Raw genomic sequence first — 23409 nt, 5'->3', positions numbered from 1 at the left:
ATCACATGGTGGACGCCATTTTGGGACGCGATTTGATACCGGTTTGTCATGCTTTGCAAGCCCCCCAGCCGTTCGATGAAGACGCTGCGCAGTCATCCTTTGGTGCTAGGACGTGTTCTCCGGTCCCGGAGCGTGTCCGCCCCGGGACCCGGTCGTCGCGATGGCCGCGACCGGCTCCCGCGACGACCTTCACCAGGTATCTGACAGGGTGTCAGTTCGTCAGGAGTTCAGGTAGGTCAATACGGCCAGTACCCGGCGGTGATCCCCGTCACTGGGGGACAGGCCCAGCTTCAGGAAGATGTTGCTGACGTGCTTCTCCACGGCGCCGTCGCTCACCACCAGCTGCCTGGCCACCGCGGAGTTCGTCCGCCCCTCCGCCATCAGGCCGAGCACCTCGCGCTCGCGCGGGGTCAGCCCGGCCAGGACGTCCTGTTTGCGGCTGCGGCCCAGCAGCTGCGCCACCACCTCCGGGTCCAGAGCCGTCCCGCCCTGCGCCACCCGGACCACCGCGTCCACGAACTCCCTGACCTCGGCGACCCGGTCCTTCAGCAGGTACCCCACGCCCCGGCTCGATCCGGCCAGGAGCTCGGTCGCGTACTGCTCCTCGACGTACTGCGAAAGGACCAGGACCCCGATCCCGGGATAGTCCTTCCGCAGCCGCACGGCCGCCCGCACGCCCTCGTCGGTGTGGGTCGGGGGCATCCGTACATCGGCGACCACCACATCGGGCAGCGCGTCCTGCCCCGCCAGGTCGCCCACCGTCTTGATCAGCGCCTCGGCGTCCCCCACACCGGCGACGACGTCATGCCCGAGATCGGTCAGCAGCCGGGTGAGTCCTTCCCGGAGCAGCACCGAATCCTCGGCGATGACTACTCGCACCCTGTCCTCCACCATGAAGCCGTTGCCCTCACTGTTCGCTGGTCTCGCGCGTACGGTCCCCAGCATCCCAGTATCGGCGGTGCGGTGTCCTCGGCCGCCGGGTGGACTTCACGGTTGGACTTCACCCGTCCCCGGGTGGATCCACGGGCGGTCTCCCCGGGTGGATCCACGGGTGGATTCCACCGTCCCCGGGTGGATCCACGGGGGGATCCCATCCGCCCCCGCCATGCCGTGTCCGCCCGTCCTCAGCCGCGCCACGGCAGCTCGGCCGTGATCCGGGTCGGGCCGCCCTGCGGGGAATCCACGATCAGGACGCCGTCCACCGCGTCCAGCCGCTCGGCCAGCCCGGCCAGCCCGCTGCCCGCCGCCGCGTCGGCGCCGCCGCGCCCGTCGTCGGTGACCTGGAGCAAAAGCCGGTCCGCCGCCCGCCACACGTCGACCGAGGCGCGGGTCGCACGTGCGTGCTTGCTCACGTTCTGCAACAGCTCGGAGACCGTGAAGTAGGCGATCCCCTCGATCGCCTGGGCCGGCCGGGAGGCCAGATCCACCTCGACCGTGACGGGGACGGTGCAGCGGGAGGCGATGGCGGAGAGTGCGGCGTCGAGTCCGCGGTCGGTGAGGACGGCGGGGTGGATGCCGCGGGCGAGGTCGCGGAGTTCCTGGAGGGCGACCTTGACCTCGCCGTGGGCCTCATCGACCATGCGGGCGGCGGCTTCGGGGTCGTCGGTCAGTTTCTCCTTCGCCAGGCCCAGATCCATGGCGAGGGCGACGAGGCGGGCCTGGGCTCCGTCGTGCAGGTCGCGTTCGATGCGGCGGAGGTCGGCGGCGGCGGTGTCGACGACGACCCCGCGGTCCGACTCCAGCTCCGAGACGCGGGTCGCCAGCCGGGACGGCCCGAGCAGTTCGGCCACCAGCACCCGGTCCACGCTCGTCAGACCGCGGATGATCCACGGCGTGACGAGGACGAACACCAGGCCGAACGCACTGGTCAACGCCATCTCGACGGAGGAGTCGAGGTGGACCTCGTGGCCCTTGTCGCCGTACAGCTGAATGCCGCCGCTGCCCACGTACGCCGGGAAGATCCACTGCCACAGCGGATAGGTGAACGCCGTCCACCCGCACAGCCAGAACGTCACCGAGACCCCGAACGCGAAGGTCGCCCACGGGAGGTACAGCAGCGAGTAGAGCAGATGGCGCCAGGACGCCCCGCTCTTGAGGGCCGCGCCCATCCAGGACATCAGGCCGCCGGTCTTGCCGCGTACCGGCGCCGGGGCCGCCACGTCCAGCTTCAGCAGGCCGCGCGCCCGTGCCCGCTCCATCGCACCGAAGCCGCGGCACATCGCCAGCGTGGCGGCCAGGATCGGCACCCCGAGGAAGGTGATCAGCATGCCGACACCCAGCGACGCCAGGGTGATCGAGAGGCCGAACAGGACCAGCCCGATCGGCAGGCCCAGCAGCAGGTAGGTGAGCTCGCGCCAGGCCCTGCCCTCGACGGGCGCGCGCAGCGCGGCGGGGAAGAAGTGCTTCACCGGGGGGCGGTCCCCGAAACCGGCTCCGGACCGCTGGTGGTCCCGAGTGTCCGGTCCGTATGCCGTGGCCATGGGTGGTTTCCGTTTCGGTGGTCGGCGGGTGCCGGGTGTCGGTTGCCGGGCCGGGTCGTCGGTGCTCGGCGCCTGCTCCGGCCCTTACTGCAAGGGTGCTGTCTCGCGGGCCGGCGCACCATGAGGGGGGTATCCCTCTTCGGCCGGGGGTTTTCCCCACCCCGAGGGCCCGGGCCGCGCCCTACTTCTGCAGGCGCGTCCGCTCACGCTTCTGTTCACGCGTCGGTTCGTGCTTGTGCTCACGGTCCCGCCAGGGCAGTTCCGCCGTGACCGTCGTGGGTCCGCCGACCGGTGAGTCGAGGACGAACAGCCCGTCGACGGCGCCCAGCCGCTCGGCCAGCCCCGCCATTCCCGTACCGCCGTCCATCCGGGCCCCGCCCCGGCCGTCGTCGGTGACCTGGATCAGCAGCCGGTCCCCCGAGCGCCACACCTCGACGGACGCCGAACGCGCCGCGCTGTGCTTGCTCACGTTCTGCAACAGCTCGGAGACCGTGAAGTACGCGATCCCCTCGATCGCCTCCGCCGGGCGCCCCGGCAGGTCCACGCCCACCGTGACGGGGACGGTGCAGCGGGAGGCGATGGCGGAGAGTGCGGCGTCGAGTCCGCGGTCGGTGAGGACGGCGGGGTGGATGCCGCGGGCGAGGTCGCGGAGTTCCTGGAGGGCGACCTTGACCTCGCCGTGGGCCTCGTCGACCATGCGGGCGGCGGCTTCGGGGTCGTCGGTCAGTTTCTCCTTCGCCAGGCCGAGGCCCATGGCGAGGGCGACGAGGCGGGCCTGGGCTCCGTCGTGCAGGTCGCGTTCGATGCGGCGGAGGTCGGCGGCGGCGGTGTCGACGACGACCCCGCGGTCCGACTCCAGCTCGGCGATCCGGCGTTCCAGTTCGTCGGAGGGCGAGAGCAGCGCGCGCACCATCGCCCGGTCCCCGTTGCTGAGGAGCCGGGTGATGTGGGGGAGCAGCGGCCACAGCACGAAGAAGCTCACGAGCGTCACCGCGAAGGTGAGCACGCCCCAGGGCAGCCGGACGAAGGAGTACAGCACCGCCCGCCAGCCCACCGGATCCTTGAGGCTCGACCACAGCCAGGAGAAGAACCCCGTCTCCCGGCGGGACAGAACCGCCGGGCTCGGCTCGTCGATCTGCAACCCGAGCATCGCCCGCGCCCGGCCCCGCTCGGCCTTGCCGATCAGCCGCGCGCCGTGCAGACCGGCGGCTAGCAGCGGCAGACCGATCACCGTGACCGCGAGCCCCACACCGACGCCGATCATGAACACGGTGTAAACAAACCCGGCCAGGGCCATCGGGAGATCGGCCAGGAGATGGCCGATCTCCTTCCAGGTCCACCGGTCGGGGATGAGACGGGCGGGCGGTGGCCGGTCGTTGTCCGGCACCGTGGGGCTCAGGGTCATATGCCCAGCCTGCCGGGCCGGACCGGCGCACGCCATGGGGCTCGTGGGTGGGGTGAAGTGGGGATAACCCCACCCCGTGTCCGATGCGGCTGCTTACCCTCTCTTTAACAGGGCCTAGACTCCCGTGCGTACGGATCACCGGACGGATTCGAGGGAGCGAGGGGCGGACGTGGCGGACCTGCCGGAATCGACCGTTCTCGCGTCGGACTACTTCCACGGCTATTCAGTGGTCGGACTGCTCGCCGTGATCGGCGTGCTGTTCGTCGCCGTCGCCTTCGGGGCCGGCCGACTGCTGCGCCCCGTGGTGCCAACGCCGGAAAAGCTCCTGACGTACGAGTGCGGCGTGGACCCCGTGGGTGAAGGATGGGCACATACCCAGGTCCGTTATTACGTCTATGCCTTCCTGTACGTGATCTTCGCCGTCGACTCGATCTTCCTGTTTCCGTGGGCGACGGTATTCGCCGCCCCCGGATACGGGGCGACCACGCTCGTCGAAATGTTCATCTTCCTCGGTTTCCTGACCGTAGGACTGCTCTACGCATGGAAGAAGGGCGTCCTCGAATGGACGTGACCAGCCCGCAGGCCGACGAGGGTTCCGAACCCCAGCCCGTGCCGACCTTCCTGCCGGAACCCAAGCGGCTCGGCGTCCTGTCGCGCCTGGCGCCCGAGCCGATGAAGGTGGTCCTGAACTGGGGCCGCCGCTACAGCCTCTGGGTCTTCAATTTCGGACTCGCCTGCTGCGCCATCGAGTTCATCGCCGCGTCCATGGCCCGGCACGACTTCATCCGGCTCGGCGTGATCCCGTTCGCGCCCGGCCCGCGCCAGGCCGACCTCATGATCGTTTCCGGCACGGTGACCGACAAGATGGCCCCGGCCGTGAAGCGGCTGTACGAGCAGATGCCCGAGCCCAAGTACGTCATCTCCTTCGGCGCCTGCTCCAACTGCGGCGGCCCGTACTGGGACTCGTACTCCGTGACCAAGGGCGTCGACCAGATCATCCCGGTCGACGTCTACGTACCCGGCTGCCCGCCCCGGCCGGAAGCGCTCCTCCAGGGCATCCTCAAGCTCCAGGAGAAGATCGCCCGGGAGTCGCTGGGCGAGCGGTACGCCACCGGCGGCACCCGTCCCTCCACCACCGCACTGCGCAGCGGCCTGGTCGCCGCCCCGCCGGCCCCGGGGAAGGGCGACGCATGACCACCACCCCTGTCGCAGGCACCCCGTCCGCCGACGACGCCCGCAACGCCTACGACCGCCTGCCGGACGCCGCCGCCGAGCTCTTCGGCGAGGACGCGACGGCGGAGTACGCGTACGACCTGCTGACCGTCGACGTACCCGCCGCCTCCTGGATCGCAGCCCTCGAAACGGCCCGCGACCAGCTGGGCTGCACGTACTTCGACTGGTTGAGCGCGGTCGACGAACCCGGCACCGGCTTCCGGGTCTGCGCCCATGTCGCGGCCCTGGCCGAGGGAAGCGTCCGACGGCTCCTGATCCGTACGACCGTTCCGCACGAGGCGGCGGTCCTCCCCACCGCCATCGACGTCTACGCGGGCGCGGCCTGGCACGAGCGCGAGACGCACGAGATGTTCGGCATCGGCTTCGACGGTCATCCGCACCTGGTTCCGCTGCTGCTCCCCGAGGGCTTCGAGGGCCACCCGCTGCGCAAGGACTTCGTGCTGGCGGCGCGCGTCGCGAAGGCATGGCCCGGCGCGAAGGAGCCGGGCGAGTCGGAACACGGCGGCCCGAAGCGACGCACGATGCTGCCGCCCGGTGTCCCCGACCCGAACGAATGGGGCCCCCTGAAGGGCCAGCTCCCACCCGCCCCCTCCCGCCCGGCCCGCACCCCGCGCGCGGCGGGCGACCGCCCGGTACGCCGCACCCGCAGCGCGAGCGAGGGCTCGGCCGCCCAGCGAGCGGCAGCGACTCCGACGGCTGAGCCCCCGGCGGCTGCGACTTCGACGGCCCCGGCGGCCCCGGACGCGGGCGCGGCGGTGTCCCTCAGCCCTGGGACGCCTCAGCCCACGACCCCGCGCTCCACCACCCCGCGCCGCACCCGCAGCGCCTCACAGGGGTCGGTCAGCCAGCAGCGGGAACGGGGTGCGGCGGAGCCGGGCACGGGTGCCGGCACAGAGGCAGGGCCCGGGGCCGGGGCGGAGGCAAAGGCCGCACAGCCGAGCCCCGAGACCGCGACCGGCGACGCCCCGTGGCACCACGCCCGCCCGGCCTTCGACGCGGGTACTTCTCAGGGTCCCGCAGATGCTTCAGAGGACTCCGGGGGTGCTTCCAAGGACTCTGCGGGCACGTCCGAGGACTCCGCGGGTGCTTCCGAGGACCCCGCGGGCACTCCCGAGGACCCCGCGGGTACTTCTCAGCCCCTCCGGCGTTTGAGGAGCGGGGGTCCGGGGGCGGAGCGCCCGGTTCGGGAAGGGGCGGGTAGGGGAGAAGCCCCGCGCAGCGGCACCCCCACCCCCACCCCCGAAACCGAAACCGACACCACCCCCGCGCCCGAGCCCACCCCCTCGGCGACCCCGGAAACTCCGGAGGCCCGGGAGGCCCGGGAAACCAGCGAGACCCCAGAAACCCCCGACCACCCCGCCGGAGGCGATACCGCGTGAACGACGTACTCGACGTCGCCCTCCGCCTGATCATCGTCTTCGCCGTGTTCATGGTCCTCCCCCTCGTCGTGGGACAGACCGAGCACAAGGTGATGGCCCACATGCAGGGCCGCCTCGGCCCCATGTACGCGGGCGGCTTCCACGGCTGGGCCCAGCTCGTCGCGGACGGTGTGAAGTTCGCGCAGAAGGAAGACATCGTCCCGGCCCAGGCCGACCGCCGTATCTTCCAGCTCGCGCCGGCCGTCGCGCTGCTCCCGTACCTCCTGGTACTCGTCGCCATCCCGATCGGTCCGGGCGAGGGCGCGGTAGGACAGGTCGTCGACGCGGGCATCTTCTTCGTGCTCGCCGTGATGGGCGTCGGGGTGCTCGGCTCGCTCATGGCCGGCTGGGCCTCGGCCAACAAGTTCTCCCTCCTCGGGGGCCTGCGTACCGCCGCCCAGCTGCTCGCGTACGAGCTGCCGATGCTGCTCGCCGCCGCCTCCGTCGCGATGGCGGCCGGCACCGTCTCCCTCCCGGGCATCCTCGATGCCTTCGAGTGGTGGTGGCTGCCCTGGCAGATCGTCGGCGCACTCGTCTTCTTCGTGGCCGGACTCGCCGAGCTCCAGCGTCCGCCGTTCGACATGCCGGTCGCCGACTCGGAGATCATCTTCGGCGCGTACACCGAGTACACCGGCCTGCGTTTCGCGCTTTTCCTGCTCGCCGAGTACGCGGGCATCGTCGTGCTGTGCGGACTGACCACCGTCCTCTTCCTCGGTGGCTGGCACGGCCCGTTCGGTGCCGATGGACTCGGCTGGGTCTGGACGCTGCTCAAGACCGCGGCCCTCGCCTTCGTCGTCATCTGGCTACGGGTGTCCTATCCCCGGCTCCGCGAGGACCAGTTGCAGAAGCTCGCCTGGACCACGCTCATCCCGCTCGTTCTCGCGCAGATCGCGCTCACCGGCATCGTGAAGGTGGCGATCAACTGATGGCTGCGTCGCCCCAGCCCTCCCGGCCCCGCATTCCCGGCTCCGGCCTGGCCAAGGGGCTGGCCGTCACCCTGCGGACGATGACGAGGAAGACGGTCACCGCGCAGTACCCGGACGTCCAGCCCGAACTGCCGCCCCGCTCCCGCGGCGTGATCGCGTTGTTCGAGGAGAACTGCACGGTCTGCATGCTCTGCGCCCGCGAGTGCCCCGACTGGTGCATCTACATCGACTCCCACAAGGAGACGGTGCCCGCCGCCACCCCGGGCGGCCGAGAGCGCAGCCGCAACGTCCTCGACCGCTTCGCGATCGACTTCTCGCTCTGCATGTACTGCGGTATCTGCATCGAGGTATGCCCTTTCGACGCGCTGTTCTGGTCGCCTGAGTTCGAGTACGCGGAGACGGACATCCTCGAACTCACCCATGAGCGCGACAAGCTCCGTGAATGGATGTGGACGGTGCCGGAACCGCCCGCGCTCGACCCGGGCGCCGAGGAGCCGAAGGAGATCGCCGCCGCCCGCAAGACGGCGGAGAAACTCGAAGCCCAGCGCGCCCAGGAAGCCCAACAGGCCCAACAGCCGCAGCAGGACCACCAGACGCACCAGGCCCAACAGCCGCAGCAGGACCACCAGACCCGCCAGGACCACCAGAAAGCAGAGGGGGAGGAGTGACACTCGCAGCCACCGCGGCGCACTCCGCCCATTCCGCCCACTCCCTCCTCGCCGCCCGCCCGGACGCCCCGGCCCCCTCCGGCTTCCTCTCCCCGACCGGCATCGAGATCGCCTTCCTGCTCGTGGGCATCGCCACCCTCGGCGCGGCCCTCGTCACCGTCACGACCAAGCAGCTGGTGCATGCCGCCCTCTGGCTGGTCGTGGCGCTCGGTGGGCTCGCCGTCGAGTACCTCCTGCTCACCGCGGAGTTCATCGCCTGGGTGCAGGTACTGATCTACGTCGGTTCCGTCGTCGTCCTCCTTCTCTTCGGGCTGATGCTCACCAAGGCCCCGATCGGCCGCTCCCCGGACGCAGACTCGGGTAACCGCTGGGCGGCCCTCGCCGTGGCGGCAGCCGCCGCCGGCGCACTCGTCTGGGTCGTCGTCGACGCCTTCCGCACCACCTGGATCGACCTGGACGGACCGGCCCAGGGCTCGACCGAGTCGACCGGCTCCTTCCTCTTCCGGCACTGGGTGCTGCCCTTCGAAGCACTCTCCGTCCTGCTGCTCGCCGCCCTCGTCGGCGCGATCGTCCTGTCCCGCAAGCGCGGTAAGGAGCAGAGCTGATGCACCTCGCCTATCCCGCGGTGCTCGCCGCCCTCCTCTTCTGCACCGGGCTGTACGGAGTGCTCGCCCGCCGCAACGCGATCCTGGTCCTGATGTCCGTCGAGCTGATGCTCAACGCCGTCAACCTCAACCTGGTCGCCTTCGACGTCTGGCTCCGCGACGCACTGCACTCCGGCCAGGCCCTCACCCTCTTCACCATCGCCATCGCGGCGGCGGAGATCGGCATCGGTCTGGCGATCGTCCTCGCCGTGTACCGCAACCGCGGCAGCTCGGACGTCGACCGGCTCCGCGACACCGCCGAGACCGACGCCGCCGAAGCCCTCCCGGACGACGAGTCCGGCACCGGCGCCGAAGACCAGGCCACTGCTGCGGCAGGGAAGGCCAAGAAGGCGGAGGCCACCGCGTGACCACCACGACCCTCGCCGTCCTCGTCCCCCTCCTTCCCTTCCTGGGCGCCGCGGCCGGCCTCCTCCTCGGACGTACCGCCCCCGGCTTCGTACGGCCCCTCGCCGTACTGCCCACCCTCGCCGCCGCCGCGATCGCGGCCGTCGTGGCGGCCCGTCAGGGCGGCGGCCGGGCCATCGACGCCGCGACCCAGCTCACCCCCACCGGCTCGGTCCCGATCGACCTCGCCCTGCACCTCGACGGCTTCGCGGTCCTCGTCGCCGTCCTGGTCGGGCTCGTCGCGAGCTGCGTGCAGATCTACTCGACCGCCTACCTGCGCGACGACCCCCGTTACCCCTCGTACGCCGCACTCGTCTCCCTCTTCACCTCCGCGATGCTGCTCGTCGTCTACTCGGGCGACCTGATGGTGCTGCTGGTCGGCTGGGAGATCATGGGCATCTGCTCGTACTTCCTCGTCGGCCACTACTGGGAGACGCCCGAAGCCCGCGCCGCCTCCCTCAAGGCCTTCCTGATCACCAAGCTCGGCGACGTCCCCTTCCTGATCGGTCTGTTCGCGCTCGCCGCCGACACCGGCACCTTCCGCATCACCGGCATCCTGGGTGCCGTCGCCCACGGCGGCCTGGACCACCCCACCCTCATCGCGCTGCTGCTCCTCGCGGGTGTCGCCGGCAAGTCGGCGCAGTTCCCCCTGCACACCTGGCTGCCCGACGCGATGGCCGGCCCCACCCCCGTCTCCGCGCTCATCCACGCCGCGACGATGGTCGCCGCCGGCATCTACTTCGTGGCCCGGCTCCTCCCCGTCTTCGCCGAGTCCGGCGCCGCCCTCGTCGTACTCGCAGTGATGGCCGCGATCACGATGATCGGCTCGGGGCTCGCCGCCCTCGCCCAGGACGACATCAAGCGGGTCCTCGCCTACTCGACGATCGGTCAGCTCGGCTACATGGCCGGCGCCCTGGCCGTCGGCGACCGCGGGGCCGCCGTCTTCCACCTCCTCTCCCACGGTGCGTTCAAGGCCGTCCTCTTCCTCGCGGCCGGCGTCGTCATCCACGCCGCCGGGACCAACTCGCTGGCCGCCATGTCCCGCATGGGCGGCCTGACGAAGCGCATCCCGGACGCCTACTGGACGATGACCGTCGCCCTGCTCGCGCTCGCCGCCATCCCCCCGTTCGCCGGCTTCTTCTCCAAGGAAGCCGTCCTCGTCGCCGCCGAGCACACCGCGCTCGGGGACCGGCACGTCGCCCCCTCCGCCGCCGGCTGGACCGTACTCGTCGCCGGACTGCTCGCCGCCGTCCTCACCGCCGCGTACGCCACCCGCCTCTGGCTCCTCGCCTTCCGGGGCCGCGGTGCCGAGGCCCCCGACCACGGCAGGCAGCCCGTCGCGATGACCGCCGTCCTCTGGGTGCTCGCCGTCCCCACCATCGCCTTCGGGCTGACCGTCGGCGCGATCACCGACTGGTTCGACGGACACGCCCTCACCCCGACCGTGACCACCGCCGTCCTCTCCACGGGCGTCGGCCTCGTCGGAGGCCTCGTCACCTACGGCGCCTGGCGCCACACCTCGGCGCTCGCCGCCCGCACCCCCGTCGGCACCGTCGTCGCCCACCCCGACGCCGAGCCCGCCCTCGTCGAGGCCCAGGCCATGACGGCACACACCGCCGCCTACGGAGCCGACGGGGACGCCCCCGACCCGGCCGACCCCGGCCGGCTGCTGCTCGGCCCGCTCCACCGCCCGGCCGCCGCGGGCTTCCACCTCGACGCCCTGTACAGGGCACTGTTCGTCCGCCCCGTCCAGGCCGCGGCGAGCCTCGTCCGCTTCCTGGACCGCGAGGTAGTCGACACCTACGTACGCGGCTCCGGAGCCGTCGCACGCGGGCTCGGCGCCGCCGTCCGCCGCGCGCAGACCGGCAACGTGCAGACCTACCTCAGCGCACTGCTCGCCGGTTCGCTGGTCCTGGCGATCGCCGCCGTCGTCTTCGCCAACGCCAACGCCGGGTCGTGAGCCGTGATCGATATCAGTGAATCCGTGATGCAGTTCCTTCTCGCGTTCATCGTCGTCGCCCCGCTCGTCGGGGCCGTGGCCGCTCTCCTGCCGGCCCCGCCCGGGCTCAAGGGATCCGGCCCCGACCGGGCCGTGCTCCGCCACGGCGTGACGGTCACCGGCGCGATCCTCGTCGCCGCGATCGTGCTCGCCGCGGGCTTCGACCACGACCACCCGTCGAAGATCCAGGCCACCACCGACATCAGCTGGATCCCGGCGCTCGACGTCCGCATCCATCTCGGCATCGACGGCATCTCGCTCCCCCTTCTCGTGCTGACCGCGCTGCTGACCTTCCTCTGCGCGCTCTACAGCTACTTCAAGATGCCTGCGGGCCCCTCCCCGAAGGCCTTCGTCGCTCTCCTGCTCGTCCTGGAGTCCGGCACCCTCGCGACCTTCGCCGTCCTCGACCTGCTGCTCTTCTTCCTGGCGTTCGAGATGGTGCTCATCCCGATGTACTTCCTCATCGCCCGCTGGGGCGGTGCGAAGAAGCAGGCCGCCGCCTGGAAGTTCATCCTCTACACACTGCTCGGCTCGGTCGTCATGCTGCTGGGCCTGCTCCTCATCGGACTGAAGAGCGGCACCTTCGACATGGTGGCACTCGCCACTGACAACGGCCGTGGGCTCACCTCGTCCGTGCAGGTCATCGCCGTTCTCGCGATCGGCATCGGGCTCGCCGTGAAGACCCCGATGTGGCCGCTGCACAGCTGGCTGCCGGACGCCCACACCGCGGCCCCGACCGTCGGCTCGGTCCTGCTCGCGGGCGTCCTGCTGAAGATGGGCACGTACGGATTCGTCCGCATCCTGCTCCCCGTCACCCCCGACGGGATGCACACCTTCGCGCCGTACCTCGCCGCCTTCGCGGTCGTCGGCATCATCTACGGATCGCTGGCCTGCCTGGCACTGGTCCGCCCCGGCTCCAAGGGCGACCTCAAGCGCCTGATCGCGTACTCCTCCGTCGGCCACATGGGCTTCGTGCTCCTCGGCATCGCGAGCATGACACCCACCGGGGTCAACGGCGCGCTCTTCGCCAACATCGCCCACGGCCTCATCACCGGCCTGCTGTTCTTCCTGGTCGGCGCGGTCAAGGACCGGTACGGCACCGCCGACCTCGACACCCTCTCCGGGGCCACCGGAGCCGCGCTCTACGGCCGGGCCCCCCGCCTCGGCGGCCTCCTCGCCTTCGCCGCCGTCGCCTCCCTGGGCCTGCCGGGCCTCGCCGGATTCTGGGGCGAGATGCTCGCCCTGTTCGGCTCCTTCGACCCCGCCGACGGACTCAGCCGCCCGGCCTTCCTCACCTTCATGTCGATCGCCGCGTTCGGCACCCTGCTCACCGCCGCGTACATGCTCATGGTCGTACGCCGGGTCTGCATGGGCGAGAAGCGTGAAGAGCCGCAGCTCGCCGACGTCCAGACGTACGAGTTCGCCGCCTGGACCCCGCTCGTCGCGCTCACCGTCCTCGCCGGTCTGTGGCCCGCCGCCCTCCTCGGCCTCACCGACCCGGCCGTACAGAAGCTCCTCGCAGGAGGCAAGTCGTGACCACAGCCGTCGTCACCCCGGGCGCAGTCACCCAGGACCTCGTCACCACCGCGGCCGAGAACACCACCAGCCTCATCCAGTCCGTCGACTGGCTCGCGATCGCACCCCCGGTCGTCGTCGCGGCCATGGCCCTGATCGTCCTGGTCACCGATCTGTTCCTGCCCGAGCACCGTAAGCCGCTCCTCGGCGCGCTGACCATCGGCGGGCTCGTCGCCGCCCTGGCCCTCCTCGTCCCGCTGCGCGCCGGCGACCGCTCCACCTTCTGCCTCAACGCGGCGGCCACCGGACCCGGCTCCGCCAGTGCCTGCAGCTACACCGCCGACCACTTCGCCCTGGTCATCCAGGCGCTCGTGCTCGGCGGCGCCCTGCTCACCGCCCTGCTCTCGCTCGGCGACACCCGTAAACTCCCCGCCGGCGAGTTCTGGTTCCTGCTGCTGTCCTCGGCGTCCGGCGCCGCACTCCTGCCCGCCGCCCGAGACCTCGCCACGCTCGTCGTCGCCCTCGAGGTCGCCTCGCTGCCCGCGTTCGCCCTGGTCGGCATCAAGCGCGGCGACCGGCGGTCCTCCGAGGCCGCCCTGAAGTTCTTCCTCTCCTCGGTCGTCGCCACCGCCGTCATGCTGCTCGGCGTCAGCTTCGTGTACGCGGCCACCGGCACCCTGCACCTCACCGAGATCGCCGCCCGGCTCGACGACGTACCCGGTCAGCTCGACACCCTCGCCAAGGCGGGCGTCGCCCTCACTCTGGTCGGCTTCGCGTTCAAGACGGCCGCCGCGCCCTTCCACTTCTGGGTCCCCGACACCTACATCGGCGCCCCCCTGCCGATCGCCGCCTACCTCTCGGTCGTCGGCAAGGCGGTCGGCTTCTCCGGCCTCATCCTCGTCACCGTGATCGCGTTCCCGGCGTACGCCGACGTCTGGGGACCGGCCCTCGCCGTCCTCGCCGCGCTCACCATGACGATCGGTAATGTCGCCGCCCTGCGCCAGAACGCCGGCCGGACCCGCAGCGCGGTGCGCCTGCTCGCCTGGTCGTCCGTCGCCCAGGCCGGCTACCTCCTGGTGCCGATCGCCGCCGCCGCGTACTCGAGCGACGAGCACATCGGCTCCACCGTCGCGTACGCCCTCATGTACGCCGTCGTGAACCTCGGGGCCTTCGCGGTCGCCGCACTGGTCGCCCGTACCAGCCCGGGCAACCGGCTCACGGACTACCGGGGCCTGTACGCCACCCGACCCCTCGCCGCCCTGGCGATGGCCTTCTTCCTGCTCTGCCTGGCCGGCCTGCCGCCCGGCATCATCGGCCTCTTCGCCAAGGTCACGGTCTTCTCGGCGGCCGTCGACGCCGGACTCGGCTGGCTCGCCGTCGTCATGGCCGTCAACGTCGTGATCGCGCTCTACTACTACCTCCAGTGGACCGCGACGCTCTTCCGCGCCCCGGCGGAGGCCTCGGAGGAAGCTCCGGCGAAGGCCCGCGAAGAAATTCCGGCGGAAGGCGCCGCACCCGCCCCCACCAGGCACGGAGCCCCAGCCTCCCTCACCGTCGCGATCGCGCTCACCGCCGTGGCCGGTGTGGTGCTCTCGGGCGCTCCGCAGACGGTCCTCCGGTTCGCCGCCGTCAGTCTCTTCTGACATACCGAAGATCGGTTTGCCCGGGACGGTCCGTACAGGGCAAGGTCTTGCCGGCACACCCCCCACACGTACGCATTACAGAGGAGCAAGAGCGGTGCTGAACGGGTTCAAGGACTTCATCCTGCGCGGAAACGTCATCTCCATGGCCATCGGTCTGGCCGTCGGAGCGGCGTTCACCGCGGTCGTCACCGGCTTCAGTACGGCCTTCATCACCCCGCTGATCGGCCTCGCCACCGGCTCCGTCGGAGACTTCAGCTCGGCGGAGTTCTCGGTCGAGGGCACCATCTTCCCGTACGGGAAGTTCCTCGCCGCCGCCATCGCGTTCCTGATCACCGCCGCAGTTCTCTACTTCTGCGTCGTCGTGCCCATGGCGAAGGTCCAGGCCCGCTTCGCCAAGGCGGAGAAGCTCGACATCAAGGCCGCCACGCGCGACTGCCCCCGCTGCTACACCGAGATCCCGGCCATCGCCTCCCGCTGTGCCCACTGCACCAGCGAGATCAAGCCGGACCCCGAGGCCCTCGCGGTCGCCGAACTCCCCGCCCAGCGCTGAGTCACCCCGGGGCGGACCGGCACACGCACAGCCACTGACCCGTACGGCCCAGAGCCTGATCCGGCCACAAGCGCCGGACAGGCCCGGCCCTGCGGTGGCGCGCACAAGGGAACTAGCTCCTCTCGCCTGGCGTTGACCGGTACGGGAGGCTCCACTGGGGGAGTGGAGATCACCAAGCAAAGGGTTCCCCTGCTGCACCACTTGGAGGGCGTACCGTGCACCGCCGGCACAACGGGCTGAGAACCGCCGTACTCCTCGGGGGCCTGTCCGCACTCATCATCGTCATCGGAAGCTTCTTCGGACGTACGGGCCTGATCGTCGCGCTCCTCGTAGCCGTCGGCACCAACGCCTACGCGTACTGGAACAGCGACAAGCTGGCGCTCAGGGCCATGCGGGCCCGACCCGTCAGCGAATTCGAGGCGCCACAGCTCTACCGCATGGTCCGCGAGCTCTCCACAGCCGCACGCCAGCCCATGCCCCGGCTCTACATCTCCCCGACGCAGGCGCCCAACGCCTTCGCCACCGGCCGCAACCCGCGCAACGCGGCGGTCTGCTGCACCGAAGGGATCCTGCAGATCCTGGACGAGCGGGAGCTGCGCGGCGTACTGGGACACGAGCTGAGCCATGTCTACAACCGGGACATCCTGATCTCGTCCGTCGCCGGGGCGCTCGCCTCCGTCGTCATGTTCCTGGTCAACTTCGCCTGGCTGATCCCGGTGGGCCGGTCCAACGACGACGACGGACCGGGCATCTTCGGGATGCTGATGATCATGATCCTCGGCCCGATCGCGGCCTCCGTCATCCAGCTGGCCGTCAGCCGCTCCCGCGAGTACGAGGCGGACGCCTCCGGCGCCCAGCTGACCGGCGACCCGCTGGCCCTGGCCAGTGCCCTGCGCAAACTCGACGCAGGAACGAAACAGCTGCCGCTGCCCCCGGAGCCGAGGATCGAGACCGCGAGCCACATGATGATCGCGAACCCGTTCCGCCCCGGCCAGGGCATGTCCAAGCTGTTCTCGACCCATCCGCCCATGGCCGAACGCATCGCCCGACTGGAACAGATGGCCGGCCCTCGCTCCTGAAGCCGTTCAGCGGGCTCCGAAGGCTTCGTCGCTCGGGACGACCTCGCGGCCCAGCGGCATGAGCGAGATCGGGATCATCTTCAGGTTCGCCCAGCCGAAGGGGATGCCGATGATCGACAGGAACAGCGGGATGCTGGTGATCAGGTGTCCCAGCGCGAGCCACCACCCGGCGAAGACGAGCCAGATCACATTGCCGACGAAGGAGGGCGCCCCCGCGTCGGGCCGCTCCACGGTCGTCCGCCCGAACGGCCACAGCACGTAACCGGCGATGCGCAGGGAAGCGATGCCGAACGGAATCGTCACGATCAGCACGAAGCAGATGATCGCGGCGACGACGTACCCGAGGGCCATCCAGAACCCGCAGAACACCACCCACAGGATGTTCAGGATCAGCTGTAGGAGCTTCATGGTCACTCGCCTTCCGGGGGGTCGCCCGTCACCGCTCTGCATGGTCAGTATCAGCCCTGGTCACGGAGAGGAGTAACCGGAGCGGGCCCGTGGAGTGGCCGCCCCGCCGCCCCACCGCAGCCGCCCCGCCGTCCCGTCCGGTCGTCGGCGCCGTCACTGACCATGAACGCATGAACGGCACCGAGTGGTTGCTCGCAGCCCGCTCGCAGCCCGCTCGCAGCCCGCTCGCAGCCCGCTCACAGGCCGCTCACAGGCCGCTCAGGCAACCGCCCGACCGGCGCGGGCGTCTTGGATTCCAGGAACGAGTGACGGGTAGGTTCGCACGCATGAGCATTATTGGATGGATCATTCTCGGACTGGCGGCCGGAGTCATCGCCAAGGTCCTGCTCCCGGGCCGCGACCCGGGCGGCCTGGTCGGCACCACCCTCATCGGGATCGTCGGTGCCTTCCTCGGTGGCTGGATATCGTCGCGCTTTCTCGACCGCCCCATCAGCAACGACTTCTTCGACATGGCTACTTGGGTCGCCGCCATCGGCGGTTCGCTGGTCCTGCTGATCGCCTACCGGCTGCTGTTCGGGAACTCCCGCGAACGCCACTGACCGCCGTCCGTGCCGAAGGTGCCCAACCCGGTCTCGCGCAGGGTCAGATTGAGCCGGCCTTGGCTCATCCCCGTCGCGGGGTCGGCGGTACCGGGGCAGACCTTCGGCACGCCGTGGAAGGCGAAACGCGACGGACCGCCGAAGACGAACAGATCGCCGGAGGCCAACTCCACATCCGTGTAGGGCCTTCCACGGTTCTCCGTGTTCCCGAAGCGGAAGACACAGGTGTCGCCGATGCTGAGCGACACCACCGGAGCGCCGGACCGCTCCTCCTTGTCCTGGTGCATGCCCATGTGCGCCGCTGCGTCGTAGAAGTTGATGAGCGCGGTGTCCGGCGCGTACGTCCGTACCGGGCTCTCGTCCCCGTACGCCGCGACCAGCGCCTCACGTCCCAGCTCGGCCAGCCAGTCGGGAAATCCGGCCACCCGCGCCCCGTTCACGTCGTCGGCCGTCCGCGAGTACCGGTACGGCTGCCAGTGCCACCCCACACAGACCGTCCGCACGGACATCACCCCGCCGCCCGGCAGAACCGTGTGCCGCAGCGGCACCGGCCCGCGCGCCCACTCCCGGCACGCCGCCACCAACTCCCGCTGCCGCTCCGGCGACAGCCACTCGGGCACATGCACGGCCCCCGGCGCGACGACGGCACGAGGTCTCGGGAAGAGTCCGGACATCTCAGCGCACCGCCGGGGCGCCTTCCAGCCGCAGCAGCCGTTCCTTGCGCTCCAGGCCGCCCGCGTAACCCCGCAGCGCCCCGTCCGAGCCGATCACCCGATGGCACGGCCGCACGACCAGCAGCGGATTGCGCCCGATAGCCGTCCCCACGGCGCGTACACCCGCCCCGGGGGTGCCGATGCGTTCGGCGATCTGTCCGTACGACACGGTCTCCCCGTAAGGGACGGCGTCCAGGGCGGTCCACACCCGGCGCTGGAAGTCGGTGCCCACGCCGTCCGCGTACACGATGTCGAAGCGGGTCAGCCGGCCCGCGAAGTACTCCCGCAGCTGAGCGGCGATCCCCGCGAACGCCTCCGGTGCGCGGGCCCATCCGTCCTGGACGACCGCGGCGCCCTTCTGGCCGGGCAGCGAGAGCGAGGCGAGCGCCACGCCGCCGTCGGTCTCCTCGCCGACCAGCAGCAGCTCACCCAGCGGGCTGTCGACCGTTGCGTACATGGTCATGACTCGTCCCTTTCCTGCATGTCACGCCGGGATCCGACCGGATCGTCGCCCGACAGGACAAGTCTGCGTTCCCCGATCCGCCGTGACCGGCGGTTTTCGGACATCGCACCCCGGGTGCGGAGCGGTGCGTCCCGCTCCGCACTCCGGCGAAGGGCGGGACCTACCGGTAGTTCACGAACTGCACGGCGAAGTCGAAGTCCTGGCCCTTCAGCAGCGCCTGCACGGCCTGCAGGTCGTCCCGGCTCTTCGAGCTGACCCGCAGCTCGTCGCCCTGGACCTGCGCCTTGACGCCCTTCGGGCCCTCGTCGCGAATGATCTTCGCCACCTTCTTGGCGTTCTCCTGGGAGATGCCCTCCTCGATCGTGGCGAAGATCTTGTACTCCTTGCCGGACAGCTGCGGCTCGCCCGCGTCCAGCGACTTCAGCGAGATGCCCCGCTTGATCAGCTTGGACTGGAAGATGTCGAGGATCGCCTTGACCCGCTCCTCGCCGTTCGCCTCCATCAGGATCTTCTCGCCGGACCAGGAGATCGAGGCGTTGGTGCCCTTGAAGTCGTAACGCTGCGAGATTTCCTTGGCGGCCTGGTTGAGGGCGTTGTCGACCTCCTGCCGCTCGACCTTCGAGACGATGTCGAAACTGGAGTCGGCCATGACGTGTGGCTCCTTGTATCGGGGGTTCGGGGACGCGGTGCATAAGGGCGGCAACGGGCCTGTCGGCCCCGCGACGCCGATCAAAGCCTAGCCACCCGCGCCCGATCGGGCCGCTGATCAATCCGGTGGCGAAGCACCCCTGGGCATCGGGTATCGTTTACGTCGTTGCCGAGGAGCACCGCCGAAAAGCGGTTCTCACGGCGGCAATCCCTGGCGGTGTGCCCGAGTGGCCAAAGGGAGCAGACTGTAAATCTGCCGGCTCAGCCTACCCAGGTTCGAACCCTGGCGCCGCCACATGGTAAGGCCCCTGTCTCAGGACAGGGGCCTTCTTTGTTTTCTGCTGCGAGGGGCCCCGAACGTGGAATCCGTACTGGTCAGCGCCTGTCTGCAGGGTGTGCCCTGCCGCTTCGACGGCCGTGGCAAGGCCTCCGCCGAGGTGACCGCGGCCATCGGCGACCGCCGCCCCGTGGCCTTCTGCCCCGAGGTCTCCGCCGGACTGCCCACCCCGCGCCGCCCCGCCGAGATCGTCGGCGGCGACGGCCATGACGTGCTGGACGGCCGCGCCCGGGTCGTCGACGACACCGGGCACGACGTGACGGACGCGTTCGTGGACGGCGCGGGCCGGGCGCTGGCGGCCGCGCGCCGGACCGGGTGCACCGAGGCGCTGCTGATGGCGCGCAGCCCTTCCTGCGGGCGCGGAGCGGTCTACGACGGTACGTTCACCGGCGAGCTCCGCGAGGGCGACGGCGTCACCGCCGCGCTGCTGGAACGCCACGGCATCACCGTCCGCCCGGCACCCCGCGCCTGATCCCGGACCACTCGCGCCCGGCGGCCCCGCCGAAGGGCCGGACCGCTCGCTCAGTTGCCCGCGATGTCCTTCACCGCGACCGCCACCGGCACGTTCCCCGAGATGAGCTCCAGCGTCAGCCCCGCCGTCGCCGGGGTCTCCAGCAGCTCCAGCAGCGCCGCCGCCACGTCGTCGCGCGGCACCGGACCGCGGCCGGTCGACACAGTCAGCAGAACCGTCCCCGTGCCCGCGTCGTTCGTCAGCATGCCGGGGCGCAGGATCGTCCAGTCGAGCCCCGTCCTGGAGCGCACGTACGCGTCCGCCGCCCCCTTGGCCCGCAAGTACGCGTCGAAGACCTCGTCGCCCGGGTGGTCGGGGTCGGCGCCCATCGACGAGACCACGACGTAGCGCCGTACGCCCGCCAGTTCGGCGGCGTCGGCGAAGAGCACCGCCGCCCCGCGATCCACCGTCTCCTTGCGTTCCGCGCCGCTGTCCGGGCCCGCGCCGGCCGCGAAGACCACCGCGTCGGCACCGCGCAGCACCTGGGCCACCTCCTGCACGGAGGCGGATTCGAGATCCAGGACCACCGGCTCGGCCCCCGCCTCCCGGAGATCCTTGCCCTGGTCCGGATTGCGGATCACGCCGACGGCCTCGTGCCCGCGCGCGGTGAGGAGCCGCTCCAACCGCAGCGCGATCTGACCATGTCCACCTGCGATGACAATGCGCATGGTCACGACCGTACGCCGCGAGGGCCCGCCGCGCTCAGGGCCCGCCGCAGGAACCGGAATCCGGTCTTCCCTGGCGGGGCAGATCGAGGGCGACGACGGTCTCGGAGTCGCAGTACTCGCGCACCGAGCTCGTCCGCGCCACGACCCGGCCGCGATGCACCACGATCCGGCTGTAGGCGAGCGACAGCACCCCCGGCAGGTGCTCCCCGCGCACGGCGAGCAGCTCGGCCGGGAAGCCCGCCTCGACCCTGACCCCGGGCAGCCCCATCGCGGCCCTGGCGGCCGAGGACACCGCCTCGTACGCCTCCGTGGCCGGCAGGCCGTGCTGCGAGGCCAGCAGGTAGGCCGCCTCCAGCGGATCGCCGCGGCCCACGGGGTTCGCGATGTCCCGCAATGCCCCGCTGCCCGCCGCGACCCGCACCCCGGCCGCCCGCAGCAGCCGTACGGGCGCGGTGCCCAGGCCCTCCACGCCGCAGCAGCCGCCCTGGGGGAGGCAGATCACCGTCACCCCGGCCGCGGCCAGCTGGTCGGCCGCGCGGGCCGCGGCCTGCGGGGGAAGCCGGGAGAGGCCCGCGCACGGGCCGAGGGAGACGCCGGTCCGCAGCCCTCCGGCCATGGCGGCCAGCCGGCCGAGCCGGGCCGGATCGGCGCCGTCCGTGTGGAGGTCGACGGGGCAGCCCTGCTCGGCGGCGACCCCCAGCACGGCCTCCGCGTACCCCGCCGGGTCCGGATCGAGGTCCGGGCAGCCGCCGACCGCGCCGGCCCCCATCTTCACCGCGTCGCGCAGCATGGCCAGGTTGCCGGCGCCCGCGACGCCGGTGAGCAGCCGGGGCACGGCGACAGGGGTCAGGTCGGCCAGCCCGCGCAGCGAACGGTGCGCCTGCAGTACGGCTTCGAGCGGGGCGAGGCCCTGGAACTCCCCGATCCGTACGTGCGAGCGCAGCGCCGTGGCGCCGTGGCCGAGCTGCGTCAGGGCGGCCTCGGTGGCACGGCGCCGGATGTCCTCCGGGCGGTGCGACGCCGGTCCCGGCACGCCGGGGCCCGCGCCGTCGGCGGTCAGCGCGGTGTCGCTGTGGGCGTGGGGTTCGGCGGGGGCGGGGAGCAGCAGGTAGCCGCGCAGGTCCAGTCGCGGACCGGGGGTGGCCAGACTGCCCGCCGTGCCGACGGCCTCGATGCGGCCGCCGTTGAGCCGTACGTCCACGACGCGGCCGTCGGTGAGCCGGGCGCCGCAGAGCACCAGGCCGGTCCCGGCCGGGGCGGCGGTGTCGGGGCTGCCGGTCGCATCGGCCGCGTCGGCGGCACGGTCGTCCGGCTGCCACGGCTGGCTGTCGGGCATCGCGCTCCTGGGAATGGGGACAAGATCACGCAGAGTGAGTCGAGCCTAGGGGCGTGTTCGGCCCGGTTCGAGGAGGAGCGAAATTGTCGTACCGGTGTGGCCCGGGAGGCGCATGGGGCGGGTGGGGCCGACCGTGACGGCGGTGCCCCGCGGGGAGACCGAGGCGCTGCTCAGGCGGCCGGCGGGCGGTCCCGGAGGCTGTTGACCAAGGGATCGGCGAGGTGTCGATCAAGGGCTCCGGAGGGGGCCTCGAAACGGATTTGGGCGATCGGCGAAAGACCGTGTAATGTCTTCATCGCTCGCCCCAATAGCTCAGTCGGTAGAGCGTCTCCATGGTAAGGAGAAGGTCTGCGGTTCGATTCCGCATTGGGGCTCTGGTGATCGGGAAACCCCGCTTCGGCGGGGGGACTCATCATCAAAGCGGTGTAGCTCAGTCGGTAGAGCAAGCGGCTCATAATCGCTGTGTCACCGGTTCAAGTCCGGTCACCGCTACTTACGGTAGCCGATTGTGGGGTCGGTCCTTCGATCGGCTACTCTTTTTTGCGTTCATCCGTCCATCCGTCCGTCCAAGGAGCACTCACGTGGCTGCCACCGACGTCCGCCCGAAGATCACGCTGGCCTGCGTGGAGTGCAAGGAGCGGAACTACATCACCAAGAAGAACCGGCGTAACAACCCGGACCGTCTTGAGATGAAGAAGCACTGCCCGCGCTGCAACTCGCACACTGCGCACCGCGAAACGCGCTGAAACAGGCTCGTACACGAGGCCGTCCCCATTGGGGGCGGCCTCGTGTCGTTGTATGAAGGCTGTCCTTCGGCCTGTTCATCATTTCTTCGGCCTGTTCATCTTTCATCAGGAGGTAGCGAGCTCATGGCGCTCGACCAGTCCTTCGTGGGGCGGACCTATCCGCCCACCCCGCCGTACGAGGTCGGCCGGGAAAAGATCCGCGAGTTCGCCGAGGCGGTGGGCGACGCGAATCCGGCATACGTCGACCCCGAGGCCGCCAAGGCGCTCGGCCACAGCGATGTGATCGCACCGCCGACGTTCGTCTTCTCCATCACATTCAAGGCAGCCGGGCAGGTGATCCACGACCCGCAGCTGGGTCTGGACTACAGCCGGGTGGTGCACGGCGACCAGAAGTTCGCCTATGTGCGTCCCGTGCGGGCGGGGGACCGGCTGACGGTCACCTCGACGATCGAGGCCATCAAGTCGCTGGCGGGCAACGACGTCCTGGACGTCCGTGGCGAGGTCCACGACGAGTCCGGTGAGCACGTCGTGACCGCGTGGACGAAGCTGGTGGCGCGCGCCGCCGAGGAGGCGTGATGACGGCGAAGATCGCATACGAGTCGGTCGAGGTTGGCACGGAGCTGCCGGCGCAGTCCTTCCCGGTGACCCGGGCGACCCTGGTGCAGTACGCGGGTGCCTCCGGCGACTTCAACCCGATCCACTGGAACGAGAAGTTCGCCCGCGAGGTCGGACTGCCGGATGTGATCGCGCACGGCATGTTCACCATGGCCGAGGCGATCCGGGTGGTCACGGACTGGGTCGGTGACCCGGGTGCGGTCGTCGAGTACGGGGTGCGGTTCACCAAGCCGGTCGTCGTGCCGAACGACGAGGACGGCGCTCTGATCGAGGTCAGTGCCAAGGTGGCTGCCCTGCTGGACGACAAGCAGGTACGGGTGGACCTGACGGCCATGAGCGAGGGCAAGAAGGTGCTGGGCATGTCCCGTGCCGTGGTGCGGCTCGGCTGAGACCGTCGAGC

26 protein-coding genes and 3 tRNA genes are annotated in these 23409 nt (G+C 70.8%); 20 read left to right on the top strand and 9 right to left on the bottom strand.

Annotated elements, in window-relative coordinates:
* Positions 1 to 219 precede the first annotated feature (219 nt).
* The 3 genes from OHA19_RS16875 to OHA19_RS16865 form a co-directional block, all read right to left on the bottom strand.
* Positions 220 to 894 carry a response regulator transcription factor gene (locus tag OHA19_RS16875; RefSeq protein WP_177328130.1) on the bottom strand — a complete coding sequence of 225 codons (675 nt, stop codon included), beginning with the start codon at positions 892 to 894 and terminating at the stop codon, positions 220 to 222.
* Between the two features lie 230 nt (positions 895 to 1124).
* Entirely contained in the window at positions 1125 to 2480 is a 1356-nt protein-coding gene (locus tag OHA19_RS16870; RefSeq protein ID WP_405715737.1) for a sensor histidine kinase, read from the bottom strand.
* 181 nt (positions 2481 to 2661) lie between these two features.
* Positions 2662 to 3885, bottom strand: coding sequence for a sensor histidine kinase (locus OHA19_RS16865; protein ID WP_405715739.1), 1224 nt, complete (start codon positions 3883 to 3885; stop codon positions 2662 to 2664).
* A 169-nt stretch (positions 3886 to 4054) separates the two neighbouring features.
* On the opposite strand from OHA19_RS16865, the gene OHA19_RS16860 reads away from it, so the two are divergent.
* The 12 genes from OHA19_RS16860 to htpX all read left to right on the top strand — a co-directional run bounded on the left by OHA19_RS16860 (position 4055) and on the right by htpX (position 15965).
* A complete protein-coding gene (locus OHA19_RS16860) occupies positions 4055 to 4456 on the top strand; it encodes an NADH-quinone oxidoreductase subunit A (protein WP_405715741.1) in 402 nt (133 codons plus the stop codon).
* Positions 4447 to 5079: an NADH-quinone oxidoreductase subunit B gene (locus OHA19_RS16855; protein WP_405715743.1), complete on the top strand. Its 633-nt coding sequence runs from the start codon at positions 4447 to 4449 to the stop codon at positions 5077 to 5079. Before OHA19_RS16860 ends, OHA19_RS16855 begins: the two co-directional genes overlap by 10 nt.
* A complete protein-coding gene (locus tag OHA19_RS16850; RefSeq protein WP_405715745.1) occupies positions 5076 to 6497 on the top strand; it encodes an NADH-quinone oxidoreductase subunit C in 1422 nt (473 codons plus the stop codon). The genes OHA19_RS16855 and OHA19_RS16850 overlap by 4 nt, the downstream gene beginning before the upstream one ends.
* Positions 6494 to 7462, top strand: a complete 969-nt coding sequence (locus OHA19_RS16845) for an NADH-quinone oxidoreductase subunit H (RefSeq protein ID WP_405715747.1) — start codon at positions 6494 to 6496, stop codon at positions 7460 to 7462. Before OHA19_RS16850 ends, OHA19_RS16845 begins: the two co-directional genes overlap by 4 nt.
* Complete coding sequence (locus tag OHA19_RS16840) at positions 7462 to 8130, top strand: NuoI/complex I 23 kDa subunit family protein (protein WP_405715749.1); 669 nt, start codon at positions 7462 to 7464, stop codon at positions 8128 to 8130. The genes OHA19_RS16845 and OHA19_RS16840 overlap by 1 nt, the downstream gene beginning before the upstream one ends.
* Positions 8127 to 8735 carry an NADH-quinone oxidoreductase subunit J gene (locus OHA19_RS16835; RefSeq protein ID WP_405715751.1) on the top strand — a complete coding sequence of 203 codons (609 nt, stop codon included), beginning with the start codon at positions 8127 to 8129 and terminating at the stop codon, positions 8733 to 8735. Before OHA19_RS16840 ends, OHA19_RS16835 begins: the two co-directional genes overlap by 4 nt.
* Positions 8735 to 9142, top strand: a complete 408-nt coding sequence (gene nuoK / locus OHA19_RS16830; RefSeq protein WP_405715753.1) for an NADH-quinone oxidoreductase subunit NuoK — start codon at positions 8735 to 8737, stop codon at positions 9140 to 9142. Before OHA19_RS16835 ends, nuoK begins: the two co-directional genes overlap by 1 nt.
* Positions 9139 to 11139 carry an NADH-quinone oxidoreductase subunit L gene (locus tag OHA19_RS16825; RefSeq protein WP_405715755.1) on the top strand — a complete coding sequence of 667 codons (2001 nt, stop codon included), beginning with the start codon at positions 9139 to 9141 and terminating at the stop codon, positions 11137 to 11139. The genes nuoK and OHA19_RS16825 overlap by 4 nt, the downstream gene beginning before the upstream one ends.
* Before the next feature lie 27 nt (positions 11140 to 11166).
* Positions 11167 to 12714, top strand: coding sequence for a NuoM family protein (locus tag OHA19_RS16820; RefSeq protein ID WP_405721778.1), 1548 nt, complete (start codon positions 11167 to 11169; stop codon positions 12712 to 12714).
* A gap of 74 nt (positions 12715 to 12788) precedes the next feature.
* A complete protein-coding gene (locus OHA19_RS16815) occupies positions 12789 to 14336 on the top strand; it encodes an NADH-quinone oxidoreductase subunit N (RefSeq protein WP_405721781.1) in 1548 nt (515 codons plus the stop codon).
* A gap of 94 nt (positions 14337 to 14430) precedes the next feature.
* A complete protein-coding gene (locus tag OHA19_RS16810) occupies positions 14431 to 14886 on the top strand; it encodes an MscL family protein (RefSeq protein WP_405715757.1) in 456 nt (151 codons plus the stop codon).
* A 215-nt stretch (positions 14887 to 15101) separates the two neighbouring features.
* The gene (htpX, locus tag OHA19_RS16805; RefSeq protein ID WP_124716968.1) at positions 15102 to 15965 is read left to right on the top strand and encodes a zinc metalloprotease HtpX; all 864 of its coding nucleotides are present in this window, start codon (positions 15102 to 15104) and stop codon (positions 15963 to 15965) included.
* Positions 15966 to 15971: 6 nt separating this feature from the next.
* Here htpX and OHA19_RS16800 read toward each other — a convergent pair whose 3' ends face one another.
* Positions 15972 to 16373, bottom strand: coding sequence for a YccF domain-containing protein (locus tag OHA19_RS16800; protein WP_405715759.1), 402 nt, complete (start codon positions 16371 to 16373; stop codon positions 15972 to 15974).
* A gap of 326 nt (positions 16374 to 16699) precedes the next feature.
* On the opposite strand from OHA19_RS16800, the gene OHA19_RS16795 reads away from it, so the two are divergent.
* The gene (locus tag OHA19_RS16795; protein WP_405715761.1) at positions 16700 to 16972 is read left to right on the top strand and encodes a GlsB/YeaQ/YmgE family stress response membrane protein; all 273 of its coding nucleotides are present in this window, start codon (positions 16700 to 16702) and stop codon (positions 16970 to 16972) included.
* Here the strand turns inward: OHA19_RS16795 and OHA19_RS16790 are convergent.
* The 3 genes from OHA19_RS16790 to OHA19_RS16780 form a co-directional block, all read right to left on the bottom strand.
* Positions 16933 to 17646, bottom strand: a complete 714-nt coding sequence (locus OHA19_RS16790) for an alpha-ketoglutarate-dependent dioxygenase AlkB family protein (RefSeq protein ID WP_405715763.1) — start codon at positions 17644 to 17646, stop codon at positions 16933 to 16935. The two genes, OHA19_RS16795 and OHA19_RS16790, sit on opposite strands and share 40 nt — an antisense overlap.
* Before the next feature lies 1 nt (position 17647).
* Positions 17648 to 18148, bottom strand: a complete 501-nt coding sequence (locus OHA19_RS16785) for a methylated-DNA--[protein]-cysteine S-methyltransferase (RefSeq protein WP_405750665.1) — start codon at positions 18146 to 18148, stop codon at positions 17648 to 17650.
* A 160-nt stretch (positions 18149 to 18308) separates the two neighbouring features.
* A complete protein-coding gene (locus tag OHA19_RS16780; protein ID WP_072485575.1) occupies positions 18309 to 18797 on the bottom strand; it encodes a YajQ family cyclic di-GMP-binding protein in 489 nt (162 codons plus the stop codon).
* A 212-nt stretch (positions 18798 to 19009) separates the two neighbouring features.
* Between OHA19_RS16780 and OHA19_RS16775 the strand changes: the two genes are divergently transcribed.
* Both OHA19_RS16775 and OHA19_RS16770 read left to right on the top strand, forming a co-directional pair.
* Positions 19010 to 19091 (top strand) — tRNA-Tyr (locus OHA19_RS16775).
* Positions 19092 to 19155: 64 nt separating this feature from the next.
* Positions 19156 to 19605 (top strand): DUF523 domain-containing protein, encoded by a 450-nt coding sequence (locus OHA19_RS16770; protein WP_405715767.1) that lies wholly within the window; start codon positions 19156 to 19158, stop codon positions 19603 to 19605.
* Between the two features lie 50 nt (positions 19606 to 19655).
* Here the strand turns inward: OHA19_RS16770 and OHA19_RS16765 are convergent, their stop codons facing one another.
* Both OHA19_RS16765 and OHA19_RS16760 read right to left on the bottom strand, forming a co-directional pair.
* On the bottom strand, positions 19656 to 20312 hold the full coding sequence (locus OHA19_RS16765; protein WP_405750662.1) for an SDR family oxidoreductase: 657 nt from the start codon (positions 20310 to 20312) through the stop codon (positions 19656 to 19658).
* A gap of 34 nt (positions 20313 to 20346) precedes the next feature.
* Positions 20347 to 21648: an amidohydrolase family protein gene (locus tag OHA19_RS16760; RefSeq protein WP_405715770.1), complete on the bottom strand. Its 1302-nt coding sequence runs from the start codon at positions 21646 to 21648 to the stop codon at positions 20347 to 20349.
* Positions 21649 to 21949: 301 nt separating this feature from the next.
* On the opposite strand from OHA19_RS16760, the gene OHA19_RS16755 reads away from it, so the two are divergent.
* The 5 genes from OHA19_RS16755 to OHA19_RS16735 all read left to right on the top strand — a co-directional run bounded on the left by OHA19_RS16755 (position 21950) and on the right by OHA19_RS16735 (position 23398).
* Positions 21950 to 22022 (top strand) — tRNA-Thr (locus OHA19_RS16755).
* Between the two features lie 45 nt (positions 22023 to 22067).
* Positions 22068 to 22140 (top strand) — tRNA-Met (locus tag OHA19_RS16750).
* 89 nt (positions 22141 to 22229) lie between these two features.
* Positions 22230 to 22394: a 50S ribosomal protein L33 gene (gene rpmG, locus OHA19_RS16745; RefSeq protein WP_003956487.1), complete on the top strand. Its 165-nt coding sequence runs from the start codon at positions 22230 to 22232 to the stop codon at positions 22392 to 22394.
* Positions 22395 to 22517: 123 nt separating this feature from the next.
* Positions 22518 to 22970: a MaoC family dehydratase N-terminal domain-containing protein gene (locus tag OHA19_RS16740; protein WP_405715772.1), complete on the top strand. Its 453-nt coding sequence runs from the start codon at positions 22518 to 22520 to the stop codon at positions 22968 to 22970.
* Complete coding sequence (locus OHA19_RS16735) at positions 22970 to 23398, top strand: MaoC family dehydratase (protein WP_405715774.1); 429 nt, start codon at positions 22970 to 22972, stop codon at positions 23396 to 23398. Before OHA19_RS16740 ends, OHA19_RS16735 begins: the two co-directional genes overlap by 1 nt.
* Positions 23399 to 23409: the final 11 nt, after the last annotated feature.

Source organism: Streptomyces sp. NBC_00012 (assembly GCF_045040875.1).
In the GTDB taxonomy this organism is placed as follows: Bacteria; Actinomycetota; Actinomycetes; order Streptomycetales; family Streptomycetaceae; genus Streptomyces.
Note: the sequence above shows the minus strand (reverse complement) of the source record. Positions and strands in the feature narration are given on the sequence as shown.

Coding starts and splice junctions, on each gene's coding strand:
- OHA19_RS16855 (WP_405715743.1), top strand. CDS start 4,447: ATGGACGTGACCAGCCCGCAGGCCGACGAGGGTTCCGAACCCCAGCCC.
- OHA19_RS16790 (WP_405715763.1), bottom strand. CDS start 17,646: ATGTCCGGACTCTTCCCGAGACCTCGTGCCGTCGTCGCGCCGGGGGCC.
- OHA19_RS16820 (WP_405721778.1), top strand. CDS start 11,167: ATGCAGTTCCTTCTCGCGTTCATCGTCGTCGCCCCGCTCGTCGGGGCC.
- OHA19_RS16760 (WP_405715770.1), bottom strand. CDS start 21,648: ATGCCCGACAGCCAGCCGTGGCAGCCGGACGACCGTGCCGCCGACGCG.
- OHA19_RS16765 (WP_405750662.1), bottom strand. CDS start 20,312: ATGCGCATTGTCATCGCAGGTGGACATGGTCAGATCGCGCTGCGGTTG.
- OHA19_RS16870 (WP_405715737.1), bottom strand. CDS start 2,480: ATGGCCACGGCATACGGACCGGACACTCGGGACCACCAGCGGTCCGGA.
- OHA19_RS16795 (WP_405715761.1), top strand. CDS start 16,700: ATGAGCATTATTGGATGGATCATTCTCGGACTGGCGGCCGGAGTCATC.
- OHA19_RS16785 (WP_405750665.1), bottom strand. CDS start 18,148: ATGACCATGTACGCAACGGTCGACAGCCCGCTGGGTGAGCTGCTGCTG.
- OHA19_RS16875 (WP_177328130.1), bottom strand. CDS start 894: ATGGTGGAGGACAGGGTGCGAGTAGTCATCGCCGAGGATTCGGTGCTG.
- OHA19_RS16735 (WP_405715774.1), top strand. CDS start 22,970: ATGACGGCGAAGATCGCATACGAGTCGGTCGAGGTTGGCACGGAGCTG.
- OHA19_RS16850 (WP_405715745.1), top strand. CDS start 5,076: ATGACCACCACCCCTGTCGCAGGCACCCCGTCCGCCGACGACGCCCGC.
- OHA19_RS16840 (WP_405715749.1), top strand. CDS start 7,462: ATGGCTGCGTCGCCCCAGCCCTCCCGGCCCCGCATTCCCGGCTCCGGC.
- OHA19_RS16865 (WP_405715739.1), bottom strand. CDS start 3,885: ATGACCCTGAGCCCCACGGTGCCGGACAACGACCGGCCACCGCCCGCC.
- nuoK (WP_405715753.1), top strand. CDS start 8,735: ATGCACCTCGCCTATCCCGCGGTGCTCGCCGCCCTCCTCTTCTGCACC.
- OHA19_RS16740 (WP_405715772.1), top strand. CDS start 22,518: ATGGCGCTCGACCAGTCCTTCGTGGGGCGGACCTATCCGCCCACCCCG.
- OHA19_RS16800 (WP_405715759.1), bottom strand. CDS start 16,373: ATGAAGCTCCTACAGCTGATCCTGAACATCCTGTGGGTGGTGTTCTGC.
- OHA19_RS16780 (WP_072485575.1), bottom strand. CDS start 18,797: ATGGCCGACTCCAGTTTCGACATCGTCTCGAAGGTCGAGCGGCAGGAG.